Genomic DNA, 16,593 nt, shown 5'->3' with positions numbered 1-16,593 from the left:
TCACTTCTCGGCTTTTTTCTTATTATGTGAGAGTTACAATTTTTTTCTGATCTCTTCGTTAATCATGCTGATAACTTGATCAATCGGCTGGGTACCAAGATCTCCTTGACCCCGCTTACGAATGGACAAGCTGTCATTCTTCACTTCGTTCTCGCCAACGACGAGCATGAAAGGTATTTTCTCCAGCTGTGCTTCTCTGATTTTGTAACCAAGTTTCTCATTGCGATTGTCTGCTTCTACACGAATACCAGCTTCTCTCAATCTCTCTGTTACTTGATTGGAGAACTCTTCAAACGCAGGTGATACTGGAATGACTTTGGCTTGTGTTGGCATTAACCAAGTTGGCAATGCGCCAGCGAAATTCTCAAGCAAGAAGGCCGTCATACGCTCCATAGTGGAGATAATCCCTCTATGAATGACGACTGGGCGGTGCTTCTGCCCGTCTTCCCCTGTGTATTCTAGCTGGAAGCGCTCAGGCAGCAAGAAATCGATTTGCGCAGTTGAAAGTGTTTCTTCCTTCTTCAACGCTGTCTTAATTTGAACATCCAATTTAGGACCATAGAATGCCGCTTCACCTTCGGCTTCATAGAACGGTAAGCCAAGCTCTTCTACAACCTCACGAAGCATGCGTTGGGAAGTTTCCCACATTTGATCATCCTGGAAGTACTTTTCAGCATCCTTCGGATCGCGGTAGGATAGACGGAAGCGATAGTCAGTAATGCCGAAATCAGCGTACACTTGACGAATCAAGTTCACAACGCGGGAGAATTCTTCTTTGATTTGATCCAAACGGCAGAAAATATGCGCGTCATTCAAAGTCATTGCACGCACACGGTGTAAGCCTGTCAAAGCGCCTGACATTTCATAACGGTGCATCGTTCCTAGCTCAGCGATACGAACCGGCAAATCACGGTAGCTGCGCATATCACTCTTATATACCATCATGTGGTGAGGACAATTCATTGGGCGCAGGACAAGCTCTTCATTATCCATGATCATCTTCGGGAACATATCTTCCTGGTAGTGCTCCCAGTGTCCTGAAGTTTTGTACAACTCTACGTTGGCAAGTACAGGTGTGTACACGTGTTGGTAGCCTAGACGCTCTTCCAAATCAACGATGTAACGCTCCATTGTACGTCTAAGCTTCGCGCCATTTGGCAGCCAAAGCGGCAAGCCTTGACCCACCTCGCGTGAAAAACCAAACATTTTAAGCTCGCGGCCTAATTTCCGGTGATCACGTTTCTTCGCTTCTTCCAATAGGTGCAAATGCTCATCCAATTGCGCTTTCTTAGGGAAAGCAGTTCCGTAAATGCGTTGCAGCATTTTGTTTTTGGCATCGCCGCGCCAGTAAGCACCAGCAACGCTCAATAATTTGAAAGCTTTGATACGGCCAGTTGAAGGCAAATGCGGTCCGCGGCACAGGTCGAAGAATTCACCTTGATCATAGATCGTGAGAACAGAATCCTCAGGCAGATCACGGATAAGCTCCAGCTTGAACGGATCTTCCATCTCTGTGAAAATACGAATCGCTTCATCACGGGAAACAACGCGGCGCGTAATCGCCAAATTTTCGTTAGAGATGCGCTCCATTTCCTTCTCGATTTTGACCAAATCTTCAGGGTTTAACGGAGTCTCCAAATCGATATCGTAGTAGAATCCGTCCTCAATCACAGGACCGATTCCTAGCTTAACCGCTTTGTTGCCATAAATGCGCTTGATCGCTTGTGCCATCAAATGCGCTGTGCTATGACGGTACATTTCTAGACCTGCTTCGCTATCCAGCGTTAAGATTTCAACATCAGCATCATTGTCCAAAGCAAAAGATAAATCAACGGATTTCCCGTTTACTTTACCGCCAACAGCATTTTTCTTTAGACCGGATGAAATGGATTCCGCCACTTGCTCAATGGTCGTCCCTACTGCATACTCTCTCACTGCGCCATCTGGTAATTTCACTTGTACAACCATCTTCAAGCCTCCTAGTAAGTTAATTTGAACGCAAAAAAGCACACTGCATCCCATAAAGGGACGAGTGCGCTCAGCTCGTGGTTCCACCCTAGTTCGATTCGCTCATACCTGAATCTGAGAGACTTTTAGTTCCGCTAAAAGATCCCTATATTAGGTAAGTCGAATCCTCATCAGCATTCGTTAACGGGAATGATTCCGGTACTGTATAGTATCGCGCCTGCAAGTCAGGACGAATTCCACAATACGGCTACAAAGGGGTAAACAATCCGATTCGCTGAAGGAGATTGCAGCCTGGTCTCCTCTCTCTGAGCAGTTCATACAGAAAGTTCTTGTCTTTGATACTAACGCCTTCGATCACTATTATAAATGCCGAGGAGTGCAAGGTCAAGGGGATAGTTGATCCTGCTTTTTGGCATCCCCCAGATAAAGATCACAAGTACGGCAATAACTGCATACGGATGTGCGGTCCTCGAAGATCTGCCCTATCGTTTTTATGATCGTCAATTCAGGATCCCGGGTATGAATGTAAATGTTGGCTGGCGAGACCGTAATCAGTGTACTCACGATCATATCCTCGAAATTGATATCCTTCTCCAGCATTTCCATTCGAAAACTTGCATCGAATTCATTTGCATCAATCGGTTCCATCCTGTCATTCAGAATGACAAACTCATGTCCGCCTTTGTGAATAAGATGTGCTGCGGGTATTTTGGCCTCTTGAATATAGACAAAATATTGCAGAAGCGAAATAAATTCCTGATACTGGCGGTCCATCATGAACTCGTCAATCGCATATTCAGCAATTTCTCTTAGTTCTTCCTTATACTCCTGAATTCGGAACTTGAGAAAACCATTCAAGCTGAACTGCGCATTCTCTTCAAGCAATGTTAGTATTTGTTCCTTCAGCATCTGAATCCGACGAAGCCGGCTTGGGCTGCTGTTCACTAGCGGCAAGCCTTCCAGCCCACTCTCTTGGACCAAAGATTGCTTACAATAGCCTTCAATGGCTTCTATGTCTGTCTGCTTCTCATATTTAAAATCCTTCGTGATCAGGTTACGCAAGATGCTGGATTCCTTGTCCGCTACAATGTGGCTCGCCAACACTTCTGCTAAGCAGCCTCTTACCTGAGCTTCATGAACCTGCGGATCGTGGTGTACACTCCCCGCTTCCGCTTCCACATAAATAAAAGCACGTGACTCACTCCAAGTGTAAGTAGCCGTTAAACCATTTTCTACGATATGTAAATGCTGCAGCGCTTGCTTCACCTGTGCGCTCAGCGAACGTACATAGGATTCCTCCACATCGATTAGGGCAATTGCAAACAGTTCCATGTGCTCACTCCTTCCATGTATGCATCCTCCTCTTAAGAGTATATGGTCGATAGCAAGGAGATATACAACGAACAATTTGCCATTTGCGGAAGAGTTGTGCATGCAAAAAAGGAGCAGCAAGTAGCTGCTCCTCATGAAAGTAACAGGGCTAGTTACAGTTGTTCAAGCAGAATTTTCACGAGTAAGAACGGGAGAGCACCAATGGAGACGAAAGCATAAAGGAATCCTTGCACAAAACTTTTGAGCAGTTTCACAAAAATCACTCCGATCTTCAATCTCAAATTTGTGGTGTTCCCCCATTGTACTCTTATTAACCAAGGGTTACCTGAAGATTAGATTAAAATTACGCTTATTGGGATAACGCATTGGAAAAAGCAGTTAATAATGTTTTGTTCTTATCGCCCGAGAATTCCCAGAACATACCGCCTCCAAGCCCCATGGACTTGATGTAGTCTGTTTTGTATTGGAACGATTGTAAATCATCATAAGTAATAAAAGTCCCCGTACTTGGATTAAACAACCATGGCGTCTTGGTTACATCATTCCAATAACGTGTATATCCGTTCTTGTTGATATAGTTGGCCTCCAGATCCCAGAAGTCAAAAGAGCCAGCTTCAACAGTTCCTTTGGCGGAGGCTTTCGCACATGGTTGGTATAGCCCATTATTCACATTGGCACAGCCGTCCCAGCCGCGTCCATAGAATGGAAGTCCCATGATAATTTTGTTAGTGGGGACGCCATGATTAATAAAGCCTTGAATCGAATTCGCAACGTTAAATCCTTGCGGGTCAACGCCGTTGTCAGCTGGATCGAAGTACAAGCGTGCGTTCTGTCCGGACTTAGCATCCCAGCCGCCATGGAAGTCATAGGTCATAATGTTGATCCAATCGCAGTATTGCGCGATTTTATCAAGCTCTGTGTTGTTTTGAAAAGCTGGCGATGCACCCGCTGCAATCGTCAATGTGTACTCTTTGCCATCTGCAATTTCAGCTGCATCCAGCTTGGTGCGAATTTCTTGCAGAAGAAGGGAGTAATTTTGCTTGTCAGATGGACGGTAGCTGTTACTAACAAGACCGCCGCCAACTGGGTATTCCCAATCAAGGTCTACGCCATCAAAGCTGTATTTGCGTAGGAAATTCACTGCAGAGTTACCGAAAGTTGAGCGCGTTGTTGGATCTGCCGCGACATCCGAGAAACGATTGGACCACGTCCAGCCACCAACGGAAATAATTGTTTTCACATGCGGATTGGCAGCTTTCAGTCTTTTTAATTCGCCAAAGCTCCCTTAATTGGTGTTTCCCACGTATCACCCGGGTAGGAAATGCCTGTATCTGCCCAAGGGTCGCCTTGCACAATGGTACCGTTAGGAGCGTTAATGGCTCCAGTCTCATCTTGGCAGCTCCAAGTTTGCATATTGGGACTATCTGAACCTGGATTACCGTGAATACCATTCCAGCAAATATCTGCGAAAGCATAGTTGATATGTGTAATTTTAGATGCATCAATATCTTTTACCTTGAAATTCCTACCGCTATAAACGCCCCAGGATGCGAAATAGAACACTTTTTTATAGCTAGTCGTCGTCTCATTAGTTGTCGTAATTGATATCGCGCTGCTTGCGGCAGATAGATTTCCTACAGCATCTTTGGCCTTAACTGTAAAACTGTAGGCTGTATTAGGTGTCAAACCAATCACATTCATCATCGTACCGGATGATGAGCCTTTCAGTGTGCCATTAGCATAAACATTGTAACCAGTAACCCCCACGTTATCTGTTGAAGCGGCCCAGGATAATGTCGTGGAAGTTGCTGATGTGCCTGCAGCTGCCAAGTTTGTTGGAGACGTTGGTGCTTGGTTATCAGGAGCAAGTGTTGTTGCATTTGCCGAATTGCTTACTGAGGATACATTGTTAGCTGCGTCTTTCGCTTTAACCGTGAATATGTACGAAGTAGACGCTGACAGACCTGTCACGTTAAAAGTGGTTGCTGTTAAGGAACCAATAAGTGAAGTACCTTGATACACATCGTAACCCGCTACACCGATATTGTCTGTGGATGCAACCCACATCAATGTTAAAGCATTCGTTGTGATGTTCGAAGCGGACAAACCCGTTGGTGCGGTTGGCGCTGTAGTGTCGGGTCCAGATGTGTCAACTTGCCACAAAGTAGGTGTATTGGATGGCTCCCAGCCTACTAAAGACGTATGTGCTTGAAGACATTTATAGATAGATCCACCATAGGAGACTCGCGCATTCACAGCATAAGCTGTGTTCAGAGCCCAAGGTGCTACAGACGATTGAGCGTCTGTTGTTACAGACACGGCGTTACTTGCTGCTGATTTATTACCCGCTGCATCTACGGCTTTTACAGTAAATGCATATACCGTACTCGCGGAAAGACCTGTTACGTTATGGGAGGTTCCCGTTACCGTTGTAAGCAATGTGCTTCCGTTGTACACCTCGTACCCGGTTACACCTATATTGTCAGTCGCAGCACTCCAAGATAGTGCTACAGAAGAGGACGTTTTTCCTGTAGAAGTCAAGTTCGTTGGTGCTGTTGGGGCTTCTGTGTCTATAGGAGCTTGGCTTGTTGTAACCGCTACAGCATTGCTATCTGCAGATTTGTTACCAGCAGCGTCTTTCGCTTTTACTGTAAAAGTATAGGCCGTGTTGGCAGTAAGTCCAGTAACATTATGGGAGGTTCCCGTTACCGTTGTAAGCAATGTGCTGCCACTATAAATCTCGTAGCCGCTAACGCCTACATTGTCTGTCGATGCAGTCCAAGAAAGTGCGACGGATGTTGCCGTTTTCCCAGAAGAAGTCAAATTAGCAGGGATGGAAGGAGCTTGCGTGTCACCGCCACCGCCGTTTATTACCGTGAAGGTTAGATTATTAGATGTTGTCGTTCCGAAAGAGTTGATCAGATCAACCTTGTAAACATATGTACCCGATGGCTTATTCGTAAAAGAAAATGAAGATGATTGCGCATTCGGAGAATTATCGGTTAATGCAGCTGTGTGAATGACAGTACCATTCTCGTATAGCTTCCAAGATGAACCATTATTTCCCCACCACATATCGAAACCAATCGTGTAGTTTGGACTGTTGTCCCATTTGTTCTGATTCAAGTTCGGGGTTCCAGGCGCTCCTGTCGCTGCTGCAAATAACACACTTGGCAGAATGGTAAACATAAGCGTCAGCAAAAGAACGATGTTGGTAATCATCTTTGTCATTTTCATTCTAATTTCCCTCCCAAATGGTTGAATGCGTATACTCTTCCTCCTTATTCAGTCTGTGAGTGAATCGAAGCATATCCAAGAATGTAAGCGCATTCCATAATTTGCTCCTACTTTGATTTTATTGCCCATTGGATAATTTTGATAGGAATCATTCCTCTATTTGAGGGATAAATTTGCGTAATTCTTGCATTTTAACGAAAGGTAAATGCGTATTTACGCAATGATATTTGTGTGAATATGCAAATTGCCGTAAAAAAAGAAGCAGCCGCAGCTGCTCCTTCAAAAATTCATATTTAGTTCTGCATCACAAAATCACGATCAATCTTCGCATTCACGTCATCAAACACACGCAGAATTTGATACTTCGTGTTCCGCTGCGCAGGGATTTTGCCTGCTTGACGGATGATGTCTAGTGTCGAGGACACGTTGACTTTGTGCGTAGTGCCCGCCGCTGATACGACGTTCTCTTCGATCATCGTGCTGCCGAAGTCGTTACAGCCGTAGCTAAGCGTCTGCTTGCCAACCTCTGGTCCCATTGTGACCCAGGAGGATTGGAAGTTCGGTACGTTGTCCAGCATAATGCGGCTGATCGCCAACGTTTTCAAGTATTCTTCAGGCGTCACTTTCTCCGCCTTCATATTCGTGTTGTCCGGTTGGAACGTCCACGGAATGAATGCCAGGAAGCCTGGTGTGTTCAGCTTCTGCAGCAGCACATCGTCTTGCGCATCACGGATACGCAACATATGCAGAGCACGCTCTTCCATGGATTCGCCGAAGCCGATAACCATCGTTCCAGTGGTGTGCATGCCGAGCTTGTGCGCCGTCTGCATGACATCCATCCAATCGCGCCATGAGCCTTTCAGCTTGGAGATCTTGCGACGCGTACGGTCATCAAGAATTTCCGCCCCGCCGCCTGGCAGGGAATCAAGGCCCGCTTCGTGCAATTGGCGAACGATTTCCTCTAGCGATAAGCCGCCGGAAACGTCCTTCATTTTCATAATTTCAGCAGGTGAAAAGGAATGCATCGTGATATTGAAGCGCTTCTTAATCTCACGCAAAATATTCGTATAGTAACTGAATGGCAGATTCGGGTTCGTACCGCCTTGCATCAGAATCTCGGTACCATCCACATCCAAGGTCTCTTGAATCTTCTGGAAGATCGTTTCATCCGGCAGCACATAGCCTTCCGCTGATCCCGGTGGACGGTAGAACGCACAGAAACGGCAATATACATCACAGATGTTCGTATAGTTGATATTGCGCCCAATGACGAAGGTCGTAATGGGATCCGGGTGCCACTTCTTCATAATCTGATTGGCGGTGTCGCCAATTTTCTCTATTTGATCGGACTCGAACAGCGTAATACATTCTTCTACATCAATTCGTCCGCCTGCTTGTGCTTTATTTAAAATGCGATCGATCGTTTTCATAACAACTCACTCCTTTACTTTCTGAAGGCTCGTATCCATCAATCGTACCATACTCATGCCAAAAAAGCAGCAAATCGCTGCTTTTTCCAAGTGTTATTGCTTTGTAAATATGGATAATTTCTGAATAACGTGGCACTTATCCTCGCAGGGCTTGTTCCAAATCTTCAATGATATCTTCAATATCTTCAAGCCCGACTGAATATCTCACGAGACCGTCCGTGATACCGCGCTGTAGGCGAACTTCCTTCGGCATCGCCGCGTGTGACATCATGGCCGGATACGACAAGATACTCTCTACCGCACCCAAGCTCACAGCTACAAGAGGAATCTTAACTTTGCTCAACAATTTCTTCGCTTTCTCACCTGAGCCAACATCAAATGAGACAACAGCTCCATAGCCTAGGGATTGCTTCTCGTGAATTTCTCTTCCTGGGTGATTAGGCAGCCCTGGATAGTAAACCACGTCAATATCTGGCTGCTCAGTCAGCCATTGTGCTAGTCTGCGAGCGCCCTTCTCGGACATTTCCATTCGTGCCTGCAGCGTCTTCATGCCGCGAATGAGCAGCCATGAATCTTGAATGCCGAGCACGTTCCCCATGCCATTCTGAATTTGCTTCATCCGACGGCCCAGGGTATCGTTCGCTACAACAGCTAAGCCGGCTAGCACATCGCTATGCCCGCCAAGGAATTTCGTCGCGCTGTGCAGCACGATGTCAATGCCAAGCTCAATCGGACGCTGATGATATGGCGTCATGAACGTATTATCCAGCATCGTGAGCAGATCATGCTCCTTCGCAAAAGCGGCAATCTCACCGATGTCCGTAATGCGCAGCGTAGGATTGGAAGGCGTCTCAATGAAGACAGCTCTTGTATTCGAACGAAGGGCCGCTCTCACCTGAGCGATATCGGTCATATCTACAAATGTGGATTCCACACCCATGCGATTCATAATTGTTGTAAGCAAGCGATACGTACCGCCGTAGACGTCTTCCGTACAGATCACATGATCTCCTTGCGACAAAAGCATTAACGCAGATGAAATAGCTGCCATCCCAGAAGCGAACGCAAATCCCCGCGTTCCGCCTTCTAGCAAAGCAATGTAATCTTCCAACGCCTGACGCGTCGGGTTACCAGATCGCGTGTAGTCGTACTCTTGGTTAGCTTCCAAATCAGCTTGATGAAAGGTTGAAGCCTGATACAACGGCACACTGGATGCCCCTGTCGCTTCATCGATTTCTGCGCCAAAATGAATCAGTCTTGTAGCAAATTTGCCATGTGCTTTGCGTTTCTCTTTGTCTGATGAGGAATGGCTCATGATTGTGGAGCTCCTTCCAACTCGGCTTGCGCGGACTCCAGGGCATTCGACAAATCTGCAATCAAATCATCGATATGCTCAATGCCAACGGAGAAGCGAAGCAGACGGTCATCGACACCAATTTGCTGTCTAATTTCAAGCGGGATGTCCGCATGCGTTTGTACAGCTGGGTACGTCATTAAGGATTCAACTCCGCCTAAGCTTTCCGCGAACGCAATCAGCTTGATATGACGAAGAATCGGTTCAACTAATCTTGCATCCTTTACCTTGAAGGAGAAAATCCCTGTGTTTCCACTGGATTGTTTGTTTTGAATCTCATGGCCTGGATGAGACTCCAATGCTGGATAGTACACGTCTGAAATCAGACGGTGCTCAAGCAAGAAGTTCGCGATGGCTGTTGCATTCTGCTCATGACGCTCCATGCGAAGCGCAAGAGTTTTCATCCCTCTCATGAGAAGCCAGCTATCCTGTGGTCCAAGCACAGCGCCAATGGAGTTGTGGAGGATGGCCATTTGCTCCGAGAGCTCTTTCCCTTTTGTCACAATCAAACCTGCTAGTACATCATTATGTCCACCCAAGTATTTCGTCGCGCTATGGATGACAATATCGGCTCCAAGCTCAATCGGGCGCTGAAGATACGGTGTAAGCAGCGTGTTATCGACAATAGATACGATGCCCTTTTTACGGGCCCATGTACATACGAGTTCAAGATCTGTAATCATCATTAACGGATTCGTCGGCGTTTCAATAACGAGACCCTTCGTATTCGATTGATATGCGCCTTCAAGAGCATCCAAATCATTCGTATCCACATACGTAGCGGTTACACCGAAACGGGACATGATTCTCTCTAGCAGACGGTATGTACCGCCATATAAATCCAAGGAAACAATCAAATGATCACCTTGGCTGAAATATGCGAAAATCGTTTGCAATGCCGCCATACCTGAAGAGCATGCAAAGCCTGCATCTCCGGATTCGAGTTGGGCAATAGCGTCTTCTAGCACTTTACGTGTTGGACTCTTCGTACGGGCATAATCAAATCCTGTGCTTTGCCCAAGCTTAGGATGGCGAAACGCAGTTGCTTGATAAACTGGAAAGCTAACAGCACCTGTAACAGGTTCTTCAATAGAGCCAATTTGAGCGAGACGACTTTCGATTTTCAACAAGGGAATTCCTCCTCAGGATGTGGGTTCGTTATTTTACAATTGCGAGCTTGCCCAGCTTTCATTAACGTTTACCGTCAACTCAAAAGGTGTTTCTTGATATACATAATAGTTCAGCCAGTTCGAGAACAGCAAGTTCGCATGTGCTCTCCAAGTGTTGTAAGGCTGTCTGCTTGGATCGTTATTCGGGTAGTAATTGTTCGGGATATCGATTGGCAGCCCTTTGGCCACATCGCGGTCATACTCCCATTTCAAAGAGCAAGCGTCATATTCCGAATGTCCTGTTACGAAAATATGCTTACCATCACGCGTTGCGACGATATAGACCCCTGATTCATCGGATTCCGAAAGAATTTCCAAATCCGGACATCGTTCAATATCTTCACGAATTATATCGGTGTGACGTGATTGCGGAACATTGAACACTTCATCGAAACCGCGCAGCAGCTTCGTGTTCGGAACACTCACCGTATGAGGGAATACACCGAACGTTTTCTTCTCCAGACCATATTTCCGTACGCCGAAATGATGGAATAAGCCTGCTTGAGCCGCCCAGCAAATGTGCAAAGTGGAAGTGACATTACGCTTGCTCCATTCGAGAATTTGCGTCAGCTCTTCCCAATAATTCACGTCTTCGAACTCCATTTGTTCAACTGGCGCTCCGGTAATAATCATACCATCTAGCTTGTCGTCTTTGATATCATCAAACGTTTTGTAAAACATATCTAAATGTTCGAGCGACGTATTTTTGGAAGTGTGGGTTTTGGGATGCAGCAGCACGAACTCCACTTGCAGCGGCGTGTTTCCGATCAGACGCAACAGCTGTGTCTCTGTCGTTTCTTTGGTCGGCATTAAGTTAAGCAAGGCAATCCGAAGTGGACGAATATCCTGATGATACGCGACAGATTCGTCCATGGTGAAGATGTTCTCTTGGTTTAAAATTTCTTTGGCAGGCAGGTTGTCAGGAATCTTGATCGGCATCCTGTTCACTCCTCTTCTTTAGTTTAAGTTAGGTACAAACGTGTATTAAAAGCAAAAATGACCTTCTCTGGAATCAGAGAAAGGCCATGGAAAGTCAAAGTCAATGTCCTTCTCTTATCTCCCAGATTCGCTGTAAACAGCGTTTCCGCAAGAATTAGCACCGTGCTCCCCTTTGGATTACAAAGGTTTGTCGGTTGCCGGGTGTCATAGGGCTAGTCCCTCCACCTACTCTTGATAAGAAAACGTAACGTATGCGATTAGCATTATCATACTATAAATTAATCGAAAGTCAAGATGGTTCGGCTTGTACCGTGGTCAGATATCGTAAGGTTTTGTAAAAGTAGCCATCCGTCTATTCCTTTGATACAATTCGTATCAGGTAGAACTGTTTAAGCATGGGTACTTCAGGTTAAACAAGTAGGACAAGCTTACGCTGTTAATGTGGACAAAGAAATGAGGGCTACTATGTCAACTCAAACATCGGATAATTTCTCAGTATTCGCCTCCCTTCATCGTTATTTCGCCTTAACTGAAAACATCAAACCCACGCTGGAGCAAGCACAAATGGCTGCCGCTCAGCTTCCTCACATCTATGGAGCTGAAAGTGAGGCCGATCTAATGAAGCGTGGTACCCCAGAGTTAATTCAGATGTACACGGACATCAAAAATAAGATTCTAAGTGCCGCCAAGTAAGTTTTGGCGGTTTATTTTTTTATCACAGACCTAGCCTTGCTGCCATACCTTATCTAAACGAGATTTCCCTTATTTCATCAAACTTTTTGGCTTGAAACGTGATATATGAACGGGTATACTAGACAAGTATTCGACACGGACGGAAAAGGAGGGCATACGCTTGGACGGAGAACCGAGGAGTAGTACCTGCAAGGTCATCAGTAAACAATTTCAAAGTGTAGGAATGAAGTCGGTTATTCCATCATCCTGAGCTATGCTCTTCTAGATGAACTAACCGGCTGATTCCATTCAAAGGGGTGGGCAGATGAAAACACGGTTGGTTCAAAATGGTATTTTCACGTTAATTGAAGATGTCACCGCTGCGCTTACACCTCCTAGTCAAGGCTTCTATTGGATTGATGCGGGGATCGAGGATCTGGAATTACTTCAGCCTCTGTTCCATTTGCATGATTTGGCCGTTGAAGATTGTCTTAGCGAGGAAGAACAGCGTCCTAAGATTGAATTTTATGATTCTCATTATTTTATTGTTATTAATAGCATTCGTTTTGATGATGAAGAAATTTTTCTACGCGCACTTAATTTATTTCTAAGTAAGCATGTGATAATTACCGTAACACGACAAAAAATTAATGAACTGCGCGCTTTAAAGCCCTTCCTTTGGGAAGAAGAAGTGAATAGCGCGGATCGTTTCTTATATCATTTGGTCGATCTTGTTGTCGATAACTATGTGGCGGTCGGTGACCGAATTGAAGCGAAGATTGAGAAGCTGGAAGAAGATATTCTCATGTCGACGAAGAAGTCGCATTTGAATGAGATTATCGGTCTTCGTTCTGAAATTTTATGGCTTAAAAAGGTGCTAGTCCCTCAGCGTGACGTCATCGGAACGCTTGGCAAGAAAGAACTGAGACTGATCGATCATCAGTTGCAAAAATATTTCGGCGACATTTATGAGAATGCCGTCAAAATTGTAGATACGTTCGATACGCTCCGCGATCTCATGGGGAACTTACGAGAAGCTTATCAATCCAGCGTTGCGAACCGAGCGAATGAAATCATGCGTGTTTTCACCGCACTTACGACGATATTCATGCCTCTGACATTCATTACAGGCGTGTTCGGAATGAATTTTGATAATGTTCTTGGGATGCAGGTTGCTCACGGCGATACCATTGTATTAGCTTTTATGGGTGCTCTAGGCATCGGTATGTATGTCTTATTTCGCAAAAAAGATTGGCTATGAGCCGATCAGATGGTATATGTTGAGGGTGACTCCAAGCAGAACGATGCTGAAGTCACCCTTTTTGCATGTATCCTACGATAGCTTAATTTTGACAAATTTCCGTTTACCCACTTGAAGGATATCGCCATCCTCCGGGGTGATTTGCGCATGAATATCGGTTAGCTTCTGTTCGTTGAGTTTCACTGCCCCTTGCTCTATGCTCCGCCTTGCCTCTCCATTCGACGCTTGCAGGGATAAATTGACCAATAGCTTGATGATCGAAATCCTTCCCTCATCCAATTGATTGCGGCTCAAACTAACTTCCTCAATCTCATCCGGTAACGAGCGCTTTTGAAAAACAGTAACAAAATGCTGTTCCGCGTCCTCGGCCGCTTGAACGCCGTGGTACATCTCCACATACCATTTGGCCAGCCTCAGCTTGGCGTCTCTAGGATGGATTGTCCCCGCTTCGAGTCCTTGCCGCAGCTCCTCGATTTCCGCATTCGACAGCGCTGTCGTCAGCTCGAAATATTTGAGCATGAGCGAATCCGGAATGGACATTGTTTTGCCGAATATGTCGTTCGGTTGCTCATCAATCCCGATGTAGTTGCGCAAGCTTTTACTCATCTTCTGAACGCCATCCAGCCCTTCAAGCAACGGCATGAGGATCGCCACTTGACCCTCTTTGATCTCGTAGGCACCTTGGAGCGTGCGCCCCATTAGGATATTAAAGGTCTGATCGGTTCCACCCAGCTCGATATCGCTTTCTAAGGAAACGGAGTCGTAGCCCTGCATAAGCGGGTAGAAAAACTCGTGCACATGAATCGGCTGGTTCGCCGCATACCGCTTGGCAAAGTCATCTCTTTCGAGCATGCGCGCGACAGTCACTTTACCAGCAAGTCTTAGGACATCATCAAAGCGCAGCTCACCTAGCCAAGAGGAGTTGTAGTAGAACGACGTCTTGTTCAGATCCAACACTTTGGCTAGCTGCGTCTGATAAGTTTGCGCGTTGCGATTCACATCCTCTTCCGACAGCTGTTTGCGCGTCTCGGATTTCCCTGTCGGATCGCCGATGCGGCCCGTGAAGTCACCAATAATGAGCTGAACCTCATGTCCCAAATCTTGGAATTGACGCAGCTTCTGCAGCACGACGGTATGACCGATGTGAATATCGGGTGCAGATGGATCTAAGCCTAGCTTTACTTTAAGCGGTGTCACTGTTACAACGGCTTTCATAATCTTCTGTTTAAGCGCTTCTTCCGGCACGATTTCTGCTGCCCCGCGCTTAAGGATACTCAGTTGATGCTCTACTTGTTGTTGCTGCTCTTCCGTAAGCTTATCCCATGAAAACATTTGCAATCCCTCCGTTCTACTGGTTAAAAGAAAACAAAAAAGACAACCTCAACGTCCACAAAGGGACGAGAGATTGTCTCGCGGTACCACCCTAATTAAAGAGATTGGTTACATGCCTGAAGACACGCAGCTTCTCTTTCACTTAGAAAATTAACGACAAATGAATTGCCGGGTGCAAGCTACTGATGCTCGAATGAGCACGTTCCCTCCACCAACTCAGAACTGTAATTCGGAAAACATGCTTGCATCGGTTTGCACCTTCCACCGACTCTCTGCAGCAGCGGCATTTTTCCTACTCTGGGCTTCGCCCATGTTCGTCATCGCATTGACGGTTATTAGATTATTGAACATTTAAACATATCCGTTCAACCTTTGTCAATACGCATTAACTTGCTGCTTGGATCGTATTTCTTTCCTTCTCCCTGCGAAAACGCAACCGAAGCAGGCGCAGCCACTCATACGCTCTGTCCAGCTCCTTGCCTTTCAGCTCCTCGATCCCTGTTAGGCTCTTGAGGACAGGCTTTAAGTAGCGGTCCCCTTCCGATTCGTACGCATTCCATGCCTTGATCTGCTCTTCCTCAGGTATCGAAGTAAGCTCCGCTTCCACAAGAGGATCCATATCGTAGCCTTCACGATCCAAATCCTCCACCCACAGCAGCAATTCTCTCCGCGGCATCGTCAGATTTGCTTGCAGATCGGCCAAGCTGCCACCGCCAGCAACGATTTCAAGCAGCTTGCGCTTGCTAACTTCACGATCAAGCTCAATCCGCAGCTTCTGCTCTTTCTGTGCAAGGAGCCAACCCTCGAATTTCGTCATATCGACGTAGTTAGCAACCCAGTCTAAGGGAAAACCATTCGTACGTGTGGACTGGCCGATCAGTCCAAGCAATTGCTCAGCGTACATCGCGGTTTTTTGTTCGCCAAAGCCAGGGATTTGCTGAAGCTCTTCCTTACTCTGAGGCAAGAAGACAGAAATCATCCGCAGGACACGGTTCGTAGCGAGGATATAAGGTGCCTTCTTCTCACGAGCAGCCTGCTCGCGGCGCCATGTGCGAAGAGACTCGTACATCTCTTCATTCGGATTTTCCTCACAGTAGTAGGTTAGCATCTGTGTCATTTTGGCTTTACCCGTCAAGCCTTGTGTAAGATCTAATTCCGTGTGTACCAATGGTCGGAAGCCGATTCGAATTTTCTCACGCAAGCCTTGACGGAAGGCATAGAGCATCTCATCCCAGCTTATGCCCTGGTACCATTCAGCTTGTCCAAGCTTCCCCTCGGAGTCGGGCTCACTCCAATAAACGCTCCAAATCCCCTGTTCTTCAGCAATAGAAACCTGCGCAGAGAGCACTTGCTGGTCCCCCGAATTTTTCTCCAACGTGTTCAGAAATACAATGTTCATCTCTTCAATTCCTCCAGACTTTTCATGAATTTTGTTTCAGAAAAACGAAAAAGCACCTCTTCCGCCCGTTAGGACAGAAAAGGTGCTTCCTTTTTCTAATATCCAAATCATACCATGTTTGGCAGTTAGGCGCAACAACTGTTTTGTTGACGAGCCCTTATCGGTTATAATAGATTCATACTAGAAAGAGAATGGAGGGCCCTTATGTCTGATTATGACTTTTTATATGATCATCAGGAAGAAACGACAACACGTTTTGTTTGTTTCGTAGGTAATGCATTACATCGATTTGACCTCGCAATCATGACCACTACCCGTTATTATGGCAAGAAACTGGTTATCGATTTGCAATCAGGACGCAGCGCAGTCATTGGGCCAGATGATTTGGACGAAGAAGGCTATCTGGAGCACGTGTTTAAGCTTAACGAAGAACAAGCCCAAGAGCTAACCGAATTTTTATCTCAAATTATCGGTTCGATACATTTTACGGATATTTAAGG

Annotated in this window: 13 protein-coding genes, 1 riboswitch and 1 other annotated feature; of the genes, 3 read left to right on the top strand and 10 right to left on the bottom strand. The window is 46.0% G+C overall.

Features of this window, described 5'->3' with window-relative positions; translation table 11 throughout:
- Positions 1-33: 33 nt before the first annotated feature.
- The 8 genes from thrS to metA all read right to left on the bottom strand — a co-directional run bounded on the left by thrS (position 34) and on the right by metA (position 11,429).
- Entirely contained in the window at positions 34-1,968 is a 1,935-nt protein-coding gene (thrS, locus tag AC58QO_RS06210) for a threonine--tRNA ligase (RefSeq protein ID WP_497264437.1), read from the bottom strand.
- A 384-nt stretch (positions 1,969-2,352) separates the two neighbouring features.
- The gene (locus AC58QO_RS06205; RefSeq protein WP_497264436.1) at positions 2,353-3,300 is read right to left on the bottom strand and encodes a putative sporulation protein YtxC; all 948 of its coding nucleotides are present in this window, start codon (positions 3,298-3,300) and stop codon (positions 2,353-2,355) included.
- Between the two features lie 349 nt (positions 3,301-3,649).
- Positions 3,650-4,540 (bottom strand): glycoside hydrolase family 18 protein, encoded by an 891-nt coding sequence (locus AC58QO_RS06200; RefSeq protein WP_497264435.1) that lies wholly within the window; start codon positions 4,538-4,540, stop codon positions 3,650-3,652.
- Between the two features lie 26 nt (positions 4,541-4,566).
- Positions 4,567-6,537: a fibronectin type III domain-containing protein gene (locus AC58QO_RS06195; RefSeq protein WP_497264434.1), complete on the bottom strand. Its 1,971-nt coding sequence runs from the start codon at positions 6,535-6,537 to the stop codon at positions 4,567-4,569.
- A gap of 293 nt (positions 6,538-6,830) precedes the next feature.
- Complete coding sequence (mqnC, locus tag AC58QO_RS06190; protein WP_497264433.1) at positions 6,831-7,967, bottom strand: cyclic dehypoxanthinyl futalosine synthase; 1,137 nt, start codon at positions 7,965-7,967, stop codon at positions 6,831-6,833.
- A gap of 136 nt (positions 7,968-8,103) precedes the next feature.
- Entirely contained in the window at positions 8,104-9,282 is a 1,179-nt protein-coding gene (locus tag AC58QO_RS06185) for a trans-sulfuration enzyme family protein (RefSeq protein ID WP_497264432.1), read from the bottom strand.
- Complete coding sequence (locus AC58QO_RS06180; RefSeq protein ID WP_497265430.1) at positions 9,279-10,448, bottom strand: aminotransferase class I/II-fold pyridoxal phosphate-dependent enzyme; 1,170 nt, start codon at positions 10,446-10,448, stop codon at positions 9,279-9,281. Before AC58QO_RS06180 ends, AC58QO_RS06185 begins: the two co-directional genes overlap by 4 nt.
- A gap of 36 nt (positions 10,449-10,484) precedes the next feature.
- Positions 10,485-11,429 carry a homoserine O-acetyltransferase MetA gene (gene metA / locus AC58QO_RS06175; protein WP_497264431.1) on the bottom strand — a complete coding sequence of 315 codons (945 nt, stop codon included), beginning with the start codon at positions 11,427-11,429 and terminating at the stop codon, positions 10,485-10,487.
- A gap of 111 nt (positions 11,430-11,540) precedes the next feature.
- Positions 11,541-11,670, bottom strand: a riboswitch (SAM riboswitch).
- Between the two features lie 224 nt (positions 11,671-11,894).
- Between metA and AC58QO_RS06170 the strand changes: the two genes are divergently transcribed.
- Both AC58QO_RS06170 and corA read left to right on the top strand, forming a co-directional pair.
- A complete protein-coding gene (locus tag AC58QO_RS06170; protein WP_497264430.1) occupies positions 11,895-12,122 on the top strand; it encodes a hypothetical protein in 228 nt (75 codons plus the stop codon).
- Between the two features lie 304 nt (positions 12,123-12,426).
- Positions 12,427-13,362 (top strand): magnesium/cobalt transporter CorA, encoded by a 936-nt coding sequence (corA, locus tag AC58QO_RS06165; RefSeq protein ID WP_497264429.1) that lies wholly within the window; start codon positions 12,427-12,429, stop codon positions 13,360-13,362.
- A gap of 72 nt (positions 13,363-13,434) precedes the next feature.
- Here corA and tyrS read toward each other — a convergent pair whose 3' ends face one another.
- Together tyrS and AC58QO_RS06155 are read right to left on the bottom strand one after the other, a co-directional pair.
- Entirely contained in the window at positions 13,435-14,694 is a 1,260-nt protein-coding gene (gene tyrS / locus AC58QO_RS06160) for a tyrosine--tRNA ligase (protein ID WP_497264428.1), read from the bottom strand.
- 58 nt (positions 14,695-14,752) lie between these two features.
- Positions 14,753-15,014: a binding site (T-box leader), on the bottom strand.
- 65 nt (positions 15,015-15,079) lie between these two features.
- Positions 15,080-16,093, bottom strand: a complete 1,014-nt coding sequence (locus tag AC58QO_RS06155; protein ID WP_497264427.1) for an HRDC domain-containing protein — start codon at positions 16,091-16,093, stop codon at positions 15,080-15,082.
- A 204-nt stretch (positions 16,094-16,297) separates the two neighbouring features.
- Here AC58QO_RS06155 and AC58QO_RS06150 point away from each other — a divergent pair, with 204 nt between their 5' ends.
- Positions 16,298-16,591 carry a DUF3055 domain-containing protein gene (locus tag AC58QO_RS06150; protein WP_497264426.1) on the top strand — a complete coding sequence of 98 codons (294 nt, stop codon included), beginning with the start codon at positions 16,298-16,300 and terminating at the stop codon, positions 16,589-16,591.
- Positions 16,592-16,593: the final 2 nt, after the last annotated feature.

This window comes from Paenibacillus sp. J31R30, from assembly GCF_059692115.1.
The sequence above is the reverse complement of the archived record's forward strand: the minus strand, read 5'-3'. Positions and strand labels throughout refer to the sequence as shown.